At 71.6% G+C, this 17,365-nt stretch carries 21 protein-coding genes; 13 read left to right on the forward strand and 8 right to left on the reverse strand.

What is annotated here, in order from left to right:
* Positions 1-47: 47 nt before the first annotated feature.
* Both EO776_RS06295 and EO776_RS06300 read left to right on the forward strand, forming a co-directional pair.
* The gene (locus EO776_RS06295) at positions 48-1,220 is read left to right on the forward strand and encodes a Cdc6/Cdc18 family protein (protein ID WP_049929831.1); all 1,173 of its coding nucleotides are present in this window, start codon (positions 48-50) and stop codon (positions 1,218-1,220) included.
* Positions 1,221-1,304: 84 nt separating this feature from the next.
* Positions 1,305-1,988, forward strand: a complete 684-nt coding sequence (locus EO776_RS06300) for an HAD-IIB family hydrolase (protein ID WP_094519528.1) — start codon at positions 1,305-1,307, stop codon at positions 1,986-1,988.
* Between the two features lie 115 nt (positions 1,989-2,103).
* On the opposite strand, the gene EO776_RS06305 is transcribed toward EO776_RS06300, so the two are convergent.
* Together EO776_RS06305 and EO776_RS06310 are read right to left on the reverse strand one after the other, a co-directional pair.
* Complete coding sequence (locus tag EO776_RS06305; protein ID WP_004596230.1) at positions 2,104-2,766, reverse strand: HAD family hydrolase; 663 nt, start codon at positions 2,764-2,766, stop codon at positions 2,104-2,106.
* 108 nt (positions 2,767-2,874) lie between these two features.
* On the reverse strand, positions 2,875-3,159 hold the full coding sequence (locus EO776_RS06310) for a ribonuclease P protein component 4 (RefSeq protein WP_049929827.1): 285 nt from the start codon (positions 3,157-3,159) through the stop codon (positions 2,875-2,877).
* A 142-nt stretch (positions 3,160-3,301) separates the two neighbouring features.
* Here EO776_RS06310 and EO776_RS06315 point away from each other — a divergent pair, with 142 nt between their 5' ends.
* The 5 genes from EO776_RS06315 (at position 3,302) to EO776_RS06335 (ending at position 6,513) form a co-directional block, all read left to right on the forward strand.
* Positions 3,302-3,496, forward strand: coding sequence for a methytransferase partner Trm112 (locus EO776_RS06315; RefSeq protein ID WP_004596226.1), 195 nt, complete (start codon positions 3,302-3,304; stop codon positions 3,494-3,496).
* A gap of 137 nt (positions 3,497-3,633) precedes the next feature.
* Complete coding sequence (locus tag EO776_RS06320) at positions 3,634-4,215, forward strand: DUF7524 family protein (protein WP_176454919.1); 582 nt, start codon at positions 3,634-3,636, stop codon at positions 4,213-4,215.
* 100 nt (positions 4,216-4,315) lie between these two features.
* Positions 4,316-4,504: a hypothetical protein gene (locus EO776_RS06325; RefSeq protein WP_006113388.1), complete on the forward strand. Its 189-nt coding sequence runs from the start codon at positions 4,316-4,318 to the stop codon at positions 4,502-4,504.
* A 21-nt stretch (positions 4,505-4,525) separates the two neighbouring features.
* The gene (locus EO776_RS06330; protein ID WP_086219220.1) at positions 4,526-4,963 is read left to right on the forward strand and encodes an RNA-binding protein; all 438 of its coding nucleotides are present in this window, start codon (positions 4,526-4,528) and stop codon (positions 4,961-4,963) included.
* A 122-nt stretch (positions 4,964-5,085) separates the two neighbouring features.
* Complete coding sequence (locus EO776_RS06335) at positions 5,086-6,513, forward strand: FAD-dependent oxidoreductase (RefSeq protein ID WP_049929822.1); 1,428 nt, start codon at positions 5,086-5,088, stop codon at positions 6,511-6,513.
* Between the two features lie 36 nt (positions 6,514-6,549).
* Here the strand turns inward: EO776_RS06335 and EO776_RS06340 are convergent, their stop codons facing one another.
* The 6 genes from EO776_RS06340 to nth all read right to left on the reverse strand — a co-directional run bounded on the left by EO776_RS06340 (position 6,550) and on the right by nth (position 10,956).
* Positions 6,550-7,017 (reverse strand): hypothetical protein, encoded by a 468-nt coding sequence (locus EO776_RS06340; protein WP_094519527.1) that lies wholly within the window; start codon positions 7,015-7,017, stop codon positions 6,550-6,552.
* Positions 7,014-7,508, reverse strand: a complete 495-nt coding sequence (locus tag EO776_RS06345; protein ID WP_049929820.1) for a phosphopantetheine adenylyltransferase — start codon at positions 7,506-7,508, stop codon at positions 7,014-7,016. Before EO776_RS06345 ends, EO776_RS06340 begins: the two co-directional genes overlap by 4 nt.
* Positions 7,509-7,598: 90 nt before the next feature.
* Positions 7,599-8,198: a winged helix-turn-helix domain-containing protein gene (locus EO776_RS06350; RefSeq protein WP_094494936.1), complete on the reverse strand. Its 600-nt coding sequence runs from the start codon at positions 8,196-8,198 to the stop codon at positions 7,599-7,601.
* An 88-nt stretch (positions 8,199-8,286) separates the two neighbouring features.
* Positions 8,287-9,366: a glutamate--cysteine ligase gene (locus EO776_RS06355; RefSeq protein ID WP_094519526.1), complete on the reverse strand. Its 1,080-nt coding sequence runs from the start codon at positions 9,364-9,366 to the stop codon at positions 8,287-8,289.
* Positions 9,367-9,563: 197 nt separating this feature from the next.
* Positions 9,564-10,121 carry a DoxX family protein gene (locus EO776_RS06360; protein WP_049929816.1) on the reverse strand — a complete coding sequence of 186 codons (558 nt, stop codon included), beginning with the start codon at positions 10,119-10,121 and terminating at the stop codon, positions 9,564-9,566.
* Between the two features lie 151 nt (positions 10,122-10,272).
* Complete coding sequence (gene nth, locus EO776_RS06365) at positions 10,273-10,956, reverse strand: endonuclease III (RefSeq protein ID WP_049929815.1); 684 nt, start codon at positions 10,954-10,956, stop codon at positions 10,273-10,275.
* 121 nt (positions 10,957-11,077) lie between these two features.
* Here nth and EO776_RS06370 point away from each other — a divergent pair, with 121 nt between their 5' ends.
* From EO776_RS06370 to trpG, 6 genes are all read left to right on the forward strand, one after another.
* Positions 11,078-12,361, forward strand: a complete 1,284-nt coding sequence (locus EO776_RS06370; protein WP_094519525.1) for a tRNA pseudouridine(54/55) synthase Pus10 — start codon at positions 11,078-11,080, stop codon at positions 12,359-12,361.
* Positions 12,362-12,519: 158 nt separating this feature from the next.
* Complete coding sequence (locus EO776_RS06375) at positions 12,520-13,218, forward strand: universal stress protein (protein WP_086215715.1); 699 nt, start codon at positions 12,520-12,522, stop codon at positions 13,216-13,218.
* 151 nt (positions 13,219-13,369) lie between these two features.
* Positions 13,370-14,443, forward strand: a complete 1,074-nt coding sequence (trpD, locus tag EO776_RS06380) for an anthranilate phosphoribosyltransferase (RefSeq protein ID WP_094519524.1) — start codon at positions 13,370-13,372, stop codon at positions 14,441-14,443.
* Positions 14,443-15,087, forward strand: a complete 645-nt coding sequence (locus EO776_RS06385) for a phosphoribosylanthranilate isomerase (protein ID WP_086219377.1) — start codon at positions 14,443-14,445, stop codon at positions 15,085-15,087. The genes trpD and EO776_RS06385 overlap by 1 nt, the downstream gene beginning before the upstream one ends.
* Positions 15,084-16,775, forward strand: coding sequence for an anthranilate synthase component I (trpE, locus tag EO776_RS06390; protein ID WP_094519523.1), 1,692 nt, complete (start codon positions 15,084-15,086; stop codon positions 16,773-16,775). Before EO776_RS06385 ends, trpE begins: the two co-directional genes overlap by 4 nt.
* Positions 16,772-17,365, forward strand: coding sequence for an anthranilate synthase component II (gene trpG / locus EO776_RS06395; protein WP_086219379.1), 594 nt, complete (start codon positions 16,772-16,774; stop codon positions 17,363-17,365). The genes trpE and trpG overlap by 4 nt, the downstream gene beginning before the upstream one ends.

Below are 17,365 nucleotides of genomic sequence, written 5' to 3' on the forward strand. Positions count from 1 at the left end.
CTCCGCGAGTCGCGACAGTTTTGTTCGGCGATCACGGAGGGGGGCCCGTGAACATCGACGACCGGATCGAGCGACGGCTCGGCTACGACGCGGGCATGAGCGTTCTCGCCGACTTCGAGGCCGTCTCCCCGGTCACCCACGTCGACTCGCCGGTCGGCCGCGGCCCGGCTATCGAGCGCCTGCTCGACGTGTTCGAGCCCGCGTTCTCCGGGTCGCTCCCGCCGAGCGTCTACGTGTACGGCCCGAAGGGGAGCGGGAAGTCCGCCGTCGTCTCCTCGCTGTTCGACCGGCTCGCGGCGCACAGCGGCCCCCGTCGGGCCATCCAGACGACGACGCGGGCGGTCGAACCGACGATCCCCGGGTTCGTCTACGTCGACGCCCGGCGGGCGTCGACCCGCTTCCGACTGTACCACGCGATGCTGGCCGCCATGAGCGACGACTCCGTTCCCGACCACGGGATCGGGACCGAGGAGCTGGCCGCCTCCCTGCGCGACGCGATGCGCACCGGTCCGGACCTCGTCGTCGCTGTCGACCACGCGAACGAGGCCGAGACGCCGACGGCGGCGACGCTGATCGACTGGCTGAACGACGTGGGCGAGCGGCTCGTCCCCGCGTTCCTCGGCCGCGATCCGCCGGACGCGATCGGCTGGGAGCCGGAGACGACCGTCGAGTTCGCGAAGTACCGCCGACACGTGCTCGTCGAGCTGCTGACGAGCCGGTGCTCGACGGGGCTCGGCCGAGACGCGCTCAGCCACGACCAGATCCGCGAGGTCGTCGAGTGGGCCGCGGGCGACGCCCACGACGCCCTCGCGGCCGTGATGGGCGCGGCGGTCAACGCGGAGCGGTCGGGGGCGTCGACGATCCGATCCGGCGACGTCGACGCCGGCGTCGACGGCGTTCCCCGGCCCTGCGTGGCGCTGGGGCGTGTGCTCGCGCTCCCCGAGAGCCGCCAGCGGCTCCTCTACGAGCTCGCCGGGCTCTCCGAGGACGAGCGCTCGACCGTCGGCGTGGCGACGGAGACCATCGCGGCGCGCTCGGGCGTCGACCTCTCGGCGTCGACGGTCAGGCGCGTGCTCTACGAGCTGGCCGACGCCGGCCTGCTCGAACGAGTCACCGTCCGCGAGACCGACGGTAAGGGCCGACCGCCGAGCCGGCTCGTCCCGCTGTTCCCGACGGTCGTCTTCAGCGAGCTGTTCGACCGTCGCACCCGCTCCGGGTAGGCGCCGCGCGGGCGGCCGCCGTCCGGTCCGCCCTGCCTCCGTTCGAACGGAAGACAGTTGTCGCCGTGCCGCCGACCCGATGGTATGGTTCCGCCCCTCGCGCTCGACATCGACGGTACGCTGACGACGCCGAGCGGCCGGATCGATCCGCGAGTCTTCGAGTTGTTGCCCGGGTGGGACGCGCCGGTCGTGTTCGCCACCGGCAAGGCGTTCCCGTACCCGGTGGCGCTCGCGCACTTCCTCGGCCGCGACGAGACCGTGATCGCGGAGAACGGCGGCGTCGCGTACGTCGGCGGCGAGACGACGCTCGTCGGCGACCCGGACGCGGCGTGGGCCGTCGTCGAGGCGTTCCGCGAGCGCGGCGGAGCGATCGGCTGGGGCGACGGCGACACGGTGAACCGCTGGCGCGAGACGGAGGTCGCGCTCGGACCCGACGTCGACGCGGGGCTGCTCCGCGAGGTCGCCGCGGCCGCGGGCGACGACGTGGAGATCGTCGACACCGGCTACGCCTACCACGTAAAATCGGTGGGGGTCAGCAAGGGTCGCGCGCTCCGCGTCGTCGCCGAGGCGCTCGGCGTCGACCCCGCCGCGTTCGTCGCGATCGGCGACAGCGAGAACGACGCGTCGACGTTCGGCGTCGCCGGCGAGTCGTACGCGGTCGCCAACGCCGACGCCGCCGCCCGCAATGCCGCCGACGAGGTGGTGGACGACGGGTACATGAACGGGACGGTCTCGGTGCTCGAACGGCTGCGCGAGCGCGCCGAGTAGTCCGTATCCGGCGGCGGAGCGCGTCCGCTCTGCTCAGCTCGTCCCGGCGACTCCGGGGGACGCGTACGGGTCATCAGTTCGATTCGGGGGCATCGCCCTCGGGGTCGGTCTCCGCTCACGCGTCCGTCACGGCCGCGAGTTCGCGGAGCGAGTCGATTTCGTGGGTGGGCGCGACGGAGAGGGTCGTGTCCCGGCAATGTGGCCGTCGGACGAACGCCGAGTCCAGCCCGGCCCGGTGGGCCGCTCTCACGTCACTCTCGCTGTCGCCGACGTAGAGCGCCGACTCGGCGCCGAGCTCCGCGAGCGCCCGGTCGAGATAGTGCGTGTTCGGCTTCTTCAGGTCCAGGCTCTCGACACTCTTCTCTCGGCCGTGATAGGTGTCGAACGCGTGCCGCAGGCCGAAGAAGTCCAACACGAACGCGACCGTGCTGTGGTGGTTGTTGCTCACGACGCCACGGGGTCGATCGAGGTTCGTGACGCTCTGAACGTCGTCGTAGAGCGCCCGTGACCCCGACTCGAACTTCTCGAACTGAGACCGTTCGTCGAGCCGCTCTCGGGCTCGCCAGAACGCCTCCACGTCCACGTCGTAGACCGCGCACATCTCACGCAGTCTCTCGACGGTCGTCCCGCGTACGACGTCGTCGACGTGCGCTTGGTCCGGGTCTCGGACGCCTACCGCTTCGAACGCTTCCCGCGTCGCTTCGACCGCCGTCTCGTGGGCCGGCGGCTCGACCAAGACGCCGTCGTTGTCGAAGAGAACCGCGTCGTATCCGGTCACGTCTCCGTGTTTCCCGAAATTCGGATTAGTCGTTTCGGTGTCCCGGTTCGACCGGCCACACGGCGGCCGCGTCGAGAGGGTGGCGTCGTCGGCCAGCGACCGCTGCGATCACTCCTCACCGTACGGGTACCGCGCCGTCGACCCGCATTCCGTACACCGGACGACCACGCGCCCGGGTCGCGTCCGGACGCGGCTCGTCTTGCCGGGGCGGAGGTAGACGGCGCAGTCGTCGCAGGCGCGCCGTGAGAGCTCGGCGGGAACGCCGCAGCGGTTGCGCTCGGCGATCCGGCGGGCGCGGGCGACGTACTCGCGGGCGCGATCGTACTCGTCGTCGACGACGGCCTCGCGAGCGAGCGCGAACAGCCGCTCGATCCGCTCCGCCGGGATGCCCATGTCACCGAGGGCGGCGCGCGGCGTCAAAGAGGTTGTTATCCGGGTCGGGCGGGGCGGCCGCCCGGACCGTGCCGACGCTCCGGACGCGGGGCGCCGGCCGGGACCCGCACGCTTTTTTATCGGTCCGACCCAACCGAGTGATATGAAAGAATCCCTGATGGACGTGATCTGCTGTCCGCTCGACAAGGCGACTCTCGAACTCGACGTCGACGACGCGGACGACGAGGAGGTCCTCGCCGGGACGCTCACCTGTACGGAGTGCGGCGAGACGTACCCCATCGAAGACGGGATCCCGAACCTCCTCCCGCCGGACATGCGCGAGGAGGCGGCTGCGTAGGGGGTTCCGCTCCGGAGCGGCGGGAGCGGATCCGCCCCGAGGCGCCGACCGCGGCGACGGCCTCCGGCGGTCGACGCCGCCGCCCGAACTCCTCGCTCGTGTGAATCTTTTTTTAGTGCGGGGTCGTGGTTCCACCCGTGCCGACACTCGACGTCGAACTGAACGGGGAGGCGGTCCACGACATCGACGCGCCGGACTCGTTCGTCACCGACGGGCCGTTCCCGGTCGTGCTCGAGAACAGCGGCCGCTCGACGCACGTCCACCTTCACTTCGACGACGAGCTGGACCGGGTGGCGACGCTCGACGAGGGGAACCACTTCGTCGCCGACGAGGCCACCCGTCACGTCCACGTGTCGACCGCCGACGTCGACGAGCGGGTCCGCGGCAAGCTGAAGATCGTCACCGGCTACGGGTCGAACACGCGCTACGTCGACGTGCGGGTCGATCCGTCGCCCGACTCCCCGAGCGAGCCCGTCGCCGTCGACGAGACGCTCTCCGCCCCCCCGGAGCAGACCCCGGAGGTGCCGCCCGGGCAGCGCGCGGTGAACGCGCTCGACCGACTCGTTCGGCGCGGCGGGGTCGCGGGCGCGGCGTTCGGGCTGATCGCGGTCGTCGCCGCGGTGGGAGTCGCGCTCGCCGCCGACAGCGCCGTCGTCTGGCTCGCGGTGGGGGTCGCGCTGATGACCGCGTTCGGCGCGGTGCTGCTCGCGGTGACGTGAGGCGACGCGGGTCGCCGTCCCGCCCGTTCCCCCGCGCGCGGTCCGCGTCCTCTCGGTCGGGATCCGCGCGCTTTTAACCGTCCCGGCGGAACGAAACGCCATGAGCTTCGAGAAGGAAGACGAGGTCGTGCTCCACGACAAACACAGCGAGTACGACGGCGAGTCGGGCACGATCACGCAGGTGATGGAGACCATGTTCGGCGACGCGACGTACACGGTCAGCTTCGAGGACGGCCAGGAGACGGGCGTCCCCGAGGACGCGCTCGACGCCGTCGAGAGCGAGGAGTAACGCCGCCCCCACCCGTCCCGCATGCCGAAAGTCCCCTTCCACTACGTCGACCTCCGCGCGTTCTCGTACGCCACCGAAGACGTCAAACGGGTCGAGCAGGCGCTGTACTCCCTCCTCCCCGACGAGGTCGAACTCGACCGCGTCGAGAACGTGGGGCACCACGGGGACCGCATCGTCGTGCTCTCGGCGCGGGTCGAGCGGGCCGACGAGATGCGACACGTGTTAGACCGGCTCGCAGAGCTGGAGGACCTCGACCGCGTCCTCGACGAGCTTGACGAGCGGGTCGACGACAACTGCGCGCTGTTCCTCCGCCTCGACAAACAGGCGGCGTTCCGCGACGAGGTCCGCCTCGGCCCGGGTCTCACCGTCCGCACGAAGGTCGAGGCGTACCCGGCGAAGAAGGAGAAGGCAGTCGCGAACGCCCGCGAGACGCTCTCGCGGCTGGCCGACGACGACTGACAGACTACTGCTCGGCGACAACTGATCGACGACGGCCGCGCGATCGAGCCGCGCTCTCCCGGTCGCGTGCCCCGGCCGCACCCGCGGCGTGACTTTTTCACCTGTCCCGTTGATGTCACGTCATGACCGATCCGTTCGTGGTCGTCGGCGCCGACGCGGCTGGATTGAGCGCGGCCAGCAAGTTCCGTCGCGAGGCGCCCGACCGAGAGGTCGTCGTCTTCGAGAAGGGTCGCTGGATCTCGTACGCCTACTGCGGGATGCCGTACTTCATCGCCCGCTACGTCGACCGCATGTCGGACCTCCTGTCGCTGTCGCCGAGCGAGGTCGACGAGCGGGGGATCGACCTCCGACGCGGCCGGGAGGTGGTCGCCGTCGACCCCGACGCGAAGCGCGTCACGGTCGAGACGGCCGACGGTGATCGAGTCGAGCAGGCGTACGGCGACCTCCTCGTCGCCACCGGCGCGCGCGCCGACTCCGGCCCCTTCGACGTGCGCGGCCTCGACGGCGCGTTCACGCTTCACGACATGGACGCGGCGGCCGCCATCGACGCGTACGTCGCGGACCCCGACGACTACGACTCGGACCGCGTCGACGTGAGCGCGGTCGACCGCGACCGCGTCGAGCGCAACGCGGCGATGCCGGCCCCCGAGACCGCCGCGGTCGTCGGCGGCGGGTACGTCGGCGTCGAGGTCGCCGAGGCGCTCTCGGAGCGCGGGGTCGACGTCCGCGTCTTCCACCGGTCCGGGCACCTCCTCTCGCCGTTCGGCGAGGCGGTCGGGAACCGCGTCGAAACCGCGCTCGAGGCCGAGGGCGTCAGCGTTCGCACCGACGCCCCGGTCGAGGCGCTCGTCGGCGACGAGCGGATCGAGGCGATCGACGTCGGCGGCGACCGCGTTCCGGTCGACATGGCCGTCGTCGGGGTCGGGATTCGACCGAACACCGAACTGCTCGACGGCACCGGGGTCGACCTCGGACCGGGCGGCGCGGTCCGGGTGGACGACCACGGCCGGACTAGCCTCCCGGACGTGTACGCGGCGGGCGACTGCGCGACCGCGCGCCACGCGGTGACGGGCGAGCCCGACTGGATGCCCCTCGGACTCACCGCGAACCGCGCCGGTCGCGCGATCGGTGCGACGGTCGCGGGGGATCCCGCGCCGGTCGGGGACATCGCGGGCACGGCGGCGGTGAAGGCGTTCGACACCGAGGGGGCCCGGGTCGGGATCCTCGACCCCGAGGCGGCCGAGGCGGCCGGGTTCGACCCGGTCAGCGAGACGGTGACCGCGGGGTCGCGCTCCGGCTACTACCCCGGTGCGGCCGAGACCGAGGTGACGCTCGTCGCCGACCGCGACACGGGGCGACTCCTCGGCGGGAGCGTCGTCGGCACCGACCGCGCGGCGATCCGGATCGACACGCTCGCGACCGCGATCGAGGCGGACATGACCGTTCCCGAGGTAGAGCGCCTCGACCTCGCGTACGCGCCGCCGTTCAGTCCGGTGTGGGACCCGATACTGGTCGCCGCGAAGGTGTTGAACGGAAAAATCGAGGACTGAACGGCGGCGACGGCGGTGCGGCCCGGACGAAGTCGCTCACTCCCGTATCCGACCGACGAGGAACCCGACCACCGCCGCCGCGAAGCCGACCGCGACCGCAGCGGCGGCGGCGAGCGCGAGCGGCGCGGTGACCGCCGAGAGGGGCGGGCCGCCGAGGCCACCCGGGACCGCGTACGGCGTCGGTCCGAGCCCCCGCAGCAGGGTCCCTGCGAAGGGCCCGTACGCGAGGAGGGCCGTCGGGAGGGCGCCGCCTCCGGTCGCGGCGAACGCGACCGCGCCGACCGCCGCCACCGCGGCGAGGACGCCGGTGGTCGCCGGGGCGCCGACGCCGACCGCCGCCGTCGCGTCGAAGGCGACGTACGACAGCGCGAGCCCGACCGCGCTCCACACCGTCGCTCGCTCGAAGCCCGTCTCGCCGAGCGCGATCCGCCGGAGCGCCGCGCGACCGGAAGTGGCACCATCGGCCCCGCTCGCGTCGCCCTCGGTCGCGTTCGCGTCGGTCATTCCGGTCGCGTCGCCCCCCGCCCTTCGCGGTCCGGGGTGAGGTTGCCGTGTTCGTCTATCTCGCCCGCGACGATCCGCGTCGAGGAGATGCGCTCGCCGTCCTCGGCCGCGACGTGGTCGACGACGACCAAGTCGAGGGGATCGCGCCCGCGCTCGCGACGGATCTCGTTGATCCGCTCGCCGCCCGCCTTCGTCTCCGGGGAGACGATTAGCGCGTCGAACTCCGGCTCGACCGCGATGCCGGTCGGCTCCGTCAGCTCGCGGACCTCGTAGTCGCGCCCGTGCGACTCGGCCAGCGGCGCCAACTCCGCTTCGAGGTCGCGCTCGCGCCGGTCGAACGGGCGGACGTACCGGTCGACGTGGCGGGTCTCCGGCGCCAGCTCGTCGGAGGTGAGACCGACGGTGACGTCACCCAGCTCGAACGCCCGCTCGAACAGCTTGCGGTGGCCGTCGTGAACGGGGTCGAACGTACCTCCCAGCGCGACGTTCATGCCTCTCCGTTGCGCGGGTCAAACTTAAAACGTCCCGAACCGCGTCCCGGCCCGGTGAAGTCGGGCGGCGGGGCCGAGTCGTCGACCGGCTCAGTTCTCCGTCTCGTCGTCCGCTCCGTCGCCCTCCGCGCCGTCGTCGGCTTCGCCCACGCTGGCGTCGCCGCCCTCGTCCCCGCCGTCGCCCTCGGCGTCGACGGATATCTGGACGGGTTCGGTGTCGCCGTCGGGCGACTCGCCGCCGAGCCGCCGGTCGAGATTGAAGACGGCGTTCAGCTCCGCCTGAACGTCGCCGACGACGCCGCGGACCAGCTCGCTCGGCGCGATGGCCTCGTACTCGTAGGGGTTGTTGCCCGCCCCCTCCGCCTTCCGCTTGCCGCGCTCGACGGTCCCCTCGTCGTGGAGTTCGGCGAGCGCCTCGCGGACGGTGCTGGGGTAGAGGCCGGTCCCGTCCGCGACCTCGTCGCTCGTGCTGTGGGGGTTATCGCGCAGGTAGACGTAGATGCGCGCCCGAGTCTCGGTGTCGAGCAGCCACGCGAGCAGGTCGACGACGTTGTCGTCGAACCCCTTCACCGCCTGGTCGGCGCCCTCGCTGAGCCGCTCTTTCGTCTTCCGAAGCTCCTCCCGCGTCCGGTCCGTCGGCGACTCCTCCGGGTCGTCGACCGGCTCGGCGGCTGTGTCGTCCGTGGTCATATCCGAAACAGGGGGCCACGCGGGCAAAAGGGTTTCTCGTCGCTTTCGTTCCGACGAAACGCTTCGACGCCGATCGTCCTGAGCGTCGTCAGGGTCTCACGAGGAGGTCCGAACACAGCGCGTCCACGCCCGACTCCTCGTGGATCCGGCGCTGGCGCGCGGCGCCGCTCTCCGCCTCGTACACCTCGCGGATCCCCGAAATCCCGAGCCGGTCGCACTCGGCGTCGACGACCTCGCCGAGCGCGGTCGTTTCCTCGCCGTCACGGTCGACGAACGCGGCGTCGTGGCCGTGACGGATCGCGCGCCACTTGTTCTCGTCGAGGAGTTCGCGGCGCAGGGAGCGGGGCGACTCACCGTCCTCGTACCGCTCGGCGTAGTCGACGACCAGCGCACGGACGTACTCCGCGAGCGCGAGGGTGATCGCCGGGTCGCGTTGTACATCGGGCGCACGGACCTCCACGGTCCCGTGCCCGGTGTGGGGGCGCACGTCGAACCACAGCTCGCCGCGGTCCGCGATGGACTCCGTCTCGACCATCCGGCGCTCGTACCGCTGGAAGGCGTCGAAGTCCTCGAAGGCGGAGGGGATCCCGGTGTTCGGGAGGTTCTCGAACACCTTGGCGCGGGCCGAGGCGAGCCCGGTGTCGAACCCGTTCCAGAACGGGGAGTTGGCCGACAGCGCGAGCAGCACCGGGCAGTGCCACCGTAGCCGGTTCGCGACCCAGACCGCCTTGTCCGCGTCGTCGACGCCGACGTGGACGTGGAGCCCCGCGGTCACGTTGCGGTGCTGGGGATACTGGATGCGGTCCAGCTGTGCCTGATACCGCGGCTTCTGGACGTGGTCGAGCTCGCGCCACTTCGCTGTCGGGTGGAGCCCCGCGGCCGCGATCCGGTAGCCGTCGGCGGCGGCGTGGTCGACGAGCGCCTCGCGGACCGTCGCGAGCGCCTCGGCGGGGTCGTCACCCTCCTCGATCGTTTCGGTCTGGGCCTCTATCGTACACTCGAACAGCTCGTGGTCGAACCCCTCCGGCACCGCCGCGGGCGGGTCGCGACCGTACACGAGGTCGTCGGTCCCGGACGTCGGGCGGCCCTCGGCATCGACGATGTAGAACTCCTCCTCGATGCCGAGCGTCCCCATCCGGGAGAACGCGTCCCGCGAACCGAGTTCCATTACCGCTCCGTACCGGTCGCTCGCTCTTATAAGGATTGGAAGGCGGAAGGCGCGGCGCCGTCGCTCTCCGACGAGCGCTCGGGCAGGTGAATCGAGTGGGAAGATCGAATCGGCCGAACCGCACTCCGCGCGTCGAAAACGAGTCGGCGGCGCGCGTTCGCGCGCCGGGGGCTGCGACGCTCGGTCCCGCGTCCCGTTCAGCCGAGGACGTACCGGAGCGCCGGGACCTTCTCGACGAGCGCCTGCCCGCCGACCTGAATCTGCTCGATGTAGGCGTCGAGGCCGAGGACGCGGCCCGCGCCGAACGCGGCCACGGTGAGGAACACCATCGCGTACACCAGCGTCGAGTCGAACAGGGCGAGGAAGTCGCCGCTCCACCCGCCGAGGTAGAACAGCGTCATCTGTATCGCCCCGCCCAGCGCGGCCAGGCGGACGAACGCGCCGAGGATCAGCGCCGTGCCGATCAGCAGCTGCGTCGCGGGAACGAACACGTTCGCGAACTCGACGAACCACGGCGTCGACCCCATCGCGGCGTACAGGCCGCTGACCGGGCTCGCCGCGTCGGGCGCGTGGACGAGGTAGCCGCTGGCGTCGAACGGCCACTCCGAGACCTTTCCGAGGCCCGCGAACAGGATCATCCCGCCGATGGTCGCCCGCAGCAGGACGATGAACAGCGCCGACAGCGAGTGCGCTTTCCCCAGTAACGTGATTCCGCCGAACTCGCCGCCGAACTCGTTTGTGGTCTTCGTGGACATTGTGTCTCTCCTCACTTGCGAATACGCCGGACGAGTATATAAACCGGAAAGCGGGTTCCCCTTCGCCGAGACGAATTTGACCTGGCCCCCTATCTGTCGGGTCTTTAAATACAATTCCCGAACTTCATCGGATCGGACCGCTTCTCCGGGCTCACCACGCCTCGCCGCTGGCGAGGTCGACCTCGGCGTCCCCCTTCTCTGAGGGACAGATGTCGGCGAGCACGCAGTCGGCGCAGTCGGGGTTGATCGCGGTACAGGTCGCGCGCCCGTGGTCGATCATGAGGTGAGTGAACTGCTGCCAGTCGCTCTCGGGGACGACGTCCAGCAGGTCCTGTTCGATCGCCTCTGGCCGTTCCTCCTCGGTGACCCCCAGCCGCCGCGTGAGCCGCTGGACGTGGGTGTCGACGACGATCCCCTCGACCACGTCGTGGCCGTGCTGGAGGACGACGTTCGCGGTCTTGCGACCCACGCCCGCGAGGTCCGTCAGCTCGGACATCGTGTCCGGCACTTCGCCGTCGTGCTCCTCCGCGATGTCCGCGCACGCGGAGCGGATGTACTTCGCCTTGTTGTTGTAGTAGGTGATCGAGTTGATCGCCTCGGCCATCTCCTCTTGGGGCGCGTTCGCGTACTCCTCGGGCGTCTCGTACGTCTCGAACAGGTCTGCGCACACCTTGTTCACGCGCTCGTCCGTACACTGCGCGGAGAGGATCACCGCGATGAGCAGCTCCAGCCGATTCGAGTAGTTGAGCGAGATTGTCGAGTCGGGGTACTCCTCGTACAGCCGGTCGAGGACCTCGGCGACCTGCTCCTCACGCGGATCGAGTGGCGTTCCCATACGAATCCCTCCGTCCGGGCGACATTGAACGATCCGACTGTGCGCCCCGCCGCGACGGATCGGCACGCCGCCCGCCCCGCCGAGTAGTAAGACAATTACCACGCGGCGCGCTGGTGAGCGTATGGACGTACTCGACGTCGCGGCCCGCGCGACAGAGACCGGGCCGGTGTGCGACGCCTGCCTCGGCCGGCTCGTCGCCGACCGGAGCTTCGGGTTGTCGAACGCCGACCGGGGCTCGGCGCTCCGCGTGTCGCTGGCGTTGCGCGACGACGAGGACCACGAAGCGGTCGACACCGCGGACTGCTGGGTGTGCGAGGGTCGCTGCGCCGCGTTCGACGACTGGGCCGACCGCGCCGCCGAGGCGGTCGAGGGCGTCGAGTTCGCCACCTACAACGTCGGCACGCGCCCGCCACCGCTGATCGAGGAGAACGAGGCGCTGCTCCGCGCCGACGCCGGCCTCGACGAGGACGCGGGCGAGCCGTTCAAGTCGGAGTTCAACCGCGAGGTCGGCAAGCGGTTCGGGCGGCTCACGGGCGTCGAGGTCTCCTTCGACCGCCCCGACATCCAGTTCACGATCGACTTGGCCGAAGACGAGATCGACGCGAAGGTGAACTCCACGTTCGTCTACGGCCGCTACAGGAAACTGGAGCGGGACATCCCCCAGACCGAGTGGCCCTGTCGCGAGTGTAAGGGCTCCGGGCGGCAAGGGGCCGACCCCTGCGACCACTGCGGCGGCTCCGGCTACCTGTACGACGACAGCGTCGAGGAGTACACCGCGCCGGTCGTCGAGGACGTGATGGACGGGACGGAGGCGACGTTCCACGGCGCGGGCCGCGAGGACGTCGACGCGCTCATGCTCGGCACCGGCCGCCCGTTCGTGGTCGAGGTGGAGGAGCCGCGCCGTCGCCGGGTCGACACCGACCGCCTCCAGTCGGACATCAACGCCTTCGCCGACGGCGCGGTCGAGGTGGAGGGGCTCCGCCTCGCGACCTACGAGATGGTCGAGCGCGTCAAGGAGCACGACGCCGCGAAGCGGTACCGCGCCGCGGTGACGTTCGACGCCGACGTGGACGCCGACGCCCTCGCGGACGCGGTCGCCACGCTGGAGGGGGCGACCGTCGAGCAGTACACGCCGAACCGGGTCGACCACCGCCGCGCGAGCATCACGCGCGAGCGCGACGTGTCCGAAGCGACGGCCGATCTCGACGACGCGCGTCACGCGACCGTCGAGATCCGCGGCGAGGGGGGCCTCTACATCAAGGAGCTGATCTCCGGCGACGAGGGCCGGACCGAGCCGAGCCTCGCGGGCCTGCTCGGCGTCGGCGCCGAGGTGACCGCGCTCGACGTCCTCGCGGTGGAGGGCGAAGACGAGCCGTTCGAGCGCGACGAGTTCTTCCGGGAGTAGCGCGCTCCGAGGCCCGGCCGATGCCGTCGCATCTCGTCCGGTCCGGTCGATCCGATCCGGCGCCGCCCGCTCCGGTCGGGGGCCCCGACGCACCGTACCGAGCCGGCCGCGGACGCGGAATCAACGGGATTTATCTGACGAGCGTCAGACGTTCGAATATGAACGGGAGCGACGCCGACGGCGGAAACGCCCGAGAGGGTGGCACCCGAAACGGCGCCTCCGGCGGCGAGTCGAACGGTTCGACCGCGGCCGGCGACGCCGGTCGCGCGGGCTCGCCCGCGGTGGGCGACCCCGTGATCCGCCCCGCCGTCGACGACGCGGGGGCGGTTCCGACCGCCGCCGACGTATCGCTGAACGGTGCCGACCGCGCGGAGCGACCCGACCGGGTCTCTTCGGTCCTCGTCGCCGTCGGGGCCGGGCCGCACTCCGGAGCCACCGTCGACGTCGCCCGGGAGATCGCGGACGCCACGGACGCGTGGCTCGAACTGTTCCACGTCGTGCCCTCCGACGCGGCGCTCGCCGACGCGGCACCCGACGACGACGCCTCCGGGACCGTCGCCCCCGCCGGCGCGGCCGACGCCGACTACGCCGCGGCGGGGGAACGACTCCTCGACGCGGCCGAGGACCGGCTCACCGGGTTCGACCGCGCCGACCGGTGGCTCGTCGAGGACCGGACCGCGGCGGGCGCGGTCGTCGAGCAGTCCGCGTACTACGACCTGGTCGTCGTGGGCGCGCCGACGACGGGTACCGTCGGCCGGTTCGTGTTCGGCTCCACGACCGACACGGTCGTCGGCGACGCCGAGGTCCCCGTCGTCGTCGTCGAGGCCGACGGGTCGACCGCCCTCGACGCGGAGTAGGCGCCGACCGCCGTCGTTGCTACGACAAAGGCCCGTTTTCGCCGTTCTCGGCCCCGTTGACTGCGTGTTACCGTCTCACGTCTCGGCGACAGCGTTAAAACAGTGTACATACTTGTACATCATAACGCGGAATACTACATCGGTGGACACAATGAATCTCAACGACACGGTCGAGCGCGTGACGGACGGGGAGGATCTGACCGTAGAGGAGGCGCGCGAGGCCGCGCGGCTCGTCTTCGAGGAGGCGACGGAGGCCCAGATCGGGGCGCTGCTCGCCGCGCTCCGGGCGAAGGGCGAGACCGAGGCCGAGATCGCCGGGTTCGCGCAGGGGATGCGCGACGCGGCGCGCACGATCGAGCCCGACCGCGAGCCGCTCGTCGACACCTGCGGCACCGGCGGCGACGACCACGACACGATCAACGTGTCGACGACCGCCGCCGTCGTCGCCGCTGGCGCGGGCGTCCCGATCGCCAAGCACGGCAACTACTCGGTCTCCTCCTCCTCGGGCAGCGCGGACGTGCTGGAGGTCGCGGGGGCCGACGTCGATGCGGAGCCGCCAGCCGTCGAGGCGGCGATCGAGGACGACGGGATCGGCTTCATGCTCGCGCCCGTCTTCCACCCGGCGATGAAGGCCGTCATCGGTCCGCGCAAGGAACTGGGGATGCGGACGATCTTCAACGTCCTCGGCCCGCTCACCAATCCCGCCGGCGCCGACGCGCAGGTGCTCGGCGTGTACGACCCCGACCTCGTCCCCGTCATCGCGCGGTCGCTGGCGCACATGCCCGTCGAGCGCGCGCTCGTCGTCCACGGCGCGGGCATGGATGAGATCGGAATCCATTCCGAGACGGTCGCGGCCGAGGTCGACGGCGAGGACGTGACGGAGTTCACGATCGAGCCCGCCGACCTCGGGCTCGACCGCGCCCCGATCGAGGCGGTCGCCGGCGGGACGCCCGCGGAGAACGCCGCGGACCTGCGCGGGATCGTCGACGGCTCGGTCACCGGTCCGAAGCGCGACCTGATCCTCGCGAACGCGGGCGCAGCCGTCTACGTCGCTGGCGAGGCCGAGACCCTCGCCGCGGGCGTCGAGCGCGCCGCGGAGGCGATCGACTCCGGCGCGGCCGCCGAGAAGTTCGCGGCCCTCTGCGACGGCGACGAGGCGCCCCCGGCTGACGCGGGGACGAGCGGAGCGGCGGACGGCGCGACGACCGCGGAGGACGACGACTGATGGCGCGGGTGAAGATCTGCGGGATCACGCGCGAGGCCGACCTCCGCGCCGCGGTCGACGCGGGGGCCGACGCGGTGGGCGTGATCACGGAGGTGCCGGTCGACTCGCCGCGCGAGGTCGACCCCGCCGAGGCGGCGGAGCTGCTCGCGGACGTGCCCGCGTTCGTCACCGCGACGCTCGTGACGATGCCCGAGTCCGCCGAGCGCGCGGTCGAGCTCGCCCGCACGACCGCGCCCGACGCGATCCAGCTCCACGGCGAGTGGACCGTCGACGAGCTCCGCTACATCCGCGCGGAGACGGAGCGCAAGGTGCTGCTCACGGTCGACGCCGACGACCCGGCCCGCGCCGAGGAGTTCGACGGCGCGGTCGACGCCTTCGTCGTCGACTCCACGGACGACTCGGGCGCGGGCGGCACCGGCGAGACGCACGACTGGCGCGCGACCGGCGAGCTCGCCGAGCGACTCACCACGCCCGTCGTGCTCGCTGGCGGGCTCACGGCAGACACCGTCGCCGAGGCGGTCCGCGTCGCCGACCCGTTCGCGGTCGACGTGGCGTCGGGCGTCGAGATCGAGGGTGGCCGGAAGGACCACAACGCGGTGGCCCGCTTCGTCGCCAACGCGGGCCGGGAGATGGAGCTGGCATGAGCGACGCGGCCCCCTCGCTCGACCGCTCGAAGGCCGAGTTCGTCGATCTGGCCGCCGATGCCGAGAAGCCGGTCGTCGTCCGCGCGTCCGCGTCGCTCGACGCCGACGTGACCCCGCTCGGCGCGTACGCGACCCTCGTCGGCGAGGGGCCGTACGGGTTCCTCCTGGAGTCCGGCGAGAAGGTCGCCTCCAGCGACCCTGACGGCGCGTTCACGAACGGCGGGAAGGCGGACCGGCACGCCCGCTACTCGTTCGTCGGCTACGACCCGGAGGCGGTCGTCTCCGTCCACCCGGATCGCACGGAGGTGACCGAGCTCGGCCCGGCGGCCGAGTTCCTCGGCGACGGGCTCGACGGCGACGCGGGGGCCGCGACGACCGTGCCCGGCCTCGGCCCGGACGAAGGCGACGCGGTCGACCGCGTCCGCGCCGCGTTCCCCGACGTGGCCCTGCGCGGCTTCCCCGACACCGACCGCCAGATCCTCTCGGGCGGGTTCGTCGGCTTCCTCGCGTACGAGGCGGTCTACGACCTCTGGTTAGAGGAGGTCGGTGTCGACCGCCCCGAGACCGAGTTCCCGGACGCGGAGTTCGCCCTCACGACCCGGACCGTCGTCTTCGACGAGCGGGAGGGCGGCGCCGAACTCGTGTTCACCCCGGTGATCGGCGTCGACGACGACCCGGCCGCGGTGTACGACGACCTCCTCGCGGAGGCCGAGCGCGTCGCCGCCGAACTGCGAGAGGCAGCCCCGCCAGACCCCGACGGCGTGCGCGTCCGCGAGGAGTCCGCGGACCCGCGCGGGGAGTACGAGGAGGCCGTCCGCACGGCCAAGCGACACGTCCTCGACGGCGACATCTACCAGGGCGTGATCTCGCGCAGCCGCGAGCTCCGCGGCGAGGTGGACTCGCTCGGCCTGTACGCGGCGCTGCGCGACGTGAACCCCTCGCCGTACATGTACGTGCTGCGCCACGACGACCGGAGCGTCGTCGGCGCGAGCCCCGAGACGCTCGTCTCCGTCCAGGGCGACCGCGTCGTCTCGAACCCGATCGCAGGGACCTGTCCGCGCGGGACCAGCCCGGTCGAGGACCGCCGGCTCGCGGGCGAGATGCTCGCCGACGGGAAGGAGCGCGCCGAGCACACGATGCTCGTCGACCTCGCGCGCAACGACGTGCGGCGCGTCTCGGAGCCCGGCTCCGTCCGGGTCGAGGAGTTCATGAACGTGCTGAAGTACAGTCACGTCCAACACATCGAGTCGACCGTGACCGGGACGCTCGCGGCCGACGCGGACGCCTTCGACGCGACGCGCGCGACGTTCCCCGCGGGGACGCTCACCGGCGCGCCGAAGGTGCGCGCGATGGAGATCATCGACGACCTCGAAACGACGCCGCGGGAGGCGTACGGCGGCGGCGTCGGCTACTACTCGTGGACCGGCGACGCCGACTTCGCGATCGTGATCCGGACCGCGACGCTCGACGAGTCGGGCGACGAGTCGGTCGTGGGCGTCCGCGCGGGCGCGGGGCTCGTCGCCGACTCCGACCCGGCCGCGGAGTACGAGGAGACAGAACAGAAAATGGACGGCGTGTTGACCGCGATCGACCGGATCCGCGAGGACGCAGCCGACGAGGGCGGCAACGCCGACCGGGAGCCCGGCGACGCCGACCCGATCGCCACCGGCTCGGAGGCGGAGCGATGAAGGTCGTCGTCGTCGACAACTTCGACTCGTTCACCTACAACCTCGTCGAGTACGTCTCCGACCAGACGATCGACGGCGAGCCGGTCGGCGTCGAGGTGTTCAAGAACACCGCGTCGCTCGCCGAGGTCGAGGCCGCGGATCCGGACGCGGTGATCATCAGTCCCGGGCCGGGCCACCCGAAGAACGACCGCGACGTGGGCGTGACGATGCCGGTGTTGCGCGACCTCTCGCCGACGGTGCCGACGCTGGGCGTGTGCCTCGGTCTGGAGGCCGCCGTGTACGAGTACGGCGGGACCGTCGGGCACGCGCCGGAGCCGGTTCACGGCAAGGCGTTCCCCGTCGACCACGACGGCGAGGGCGTGTTCCGCGGGCTCGACCAGGGGTTCCGGGGCGGCCGCTACCACTCGCTCGCGGCGACCGAGGTCACCGACGCGTTCGCGGTGACGGCCACCACGGACCACGACGGCGAGTCGATCGTGATGGGGATCCGTCACCGCGAACACCCGATCGAGGCGGTCCAGTTCCACCCGGAGAGCGTGTTGACCGGGTCGGGCCACGACCTCGTCCGGAACTTCCTCACTTCGGTCTGA

It is taken from the genome of Halorubrum ezzemoulense, from assembly GCF_004126515.1.
In the GTDB taxonomy this organism is placed as follows: Archaea; Halobacteriota; Halobacteria; order Halobacteriales; family Haloferacaceae; genus Halorubrum; species Halorubrum ezzemoulense.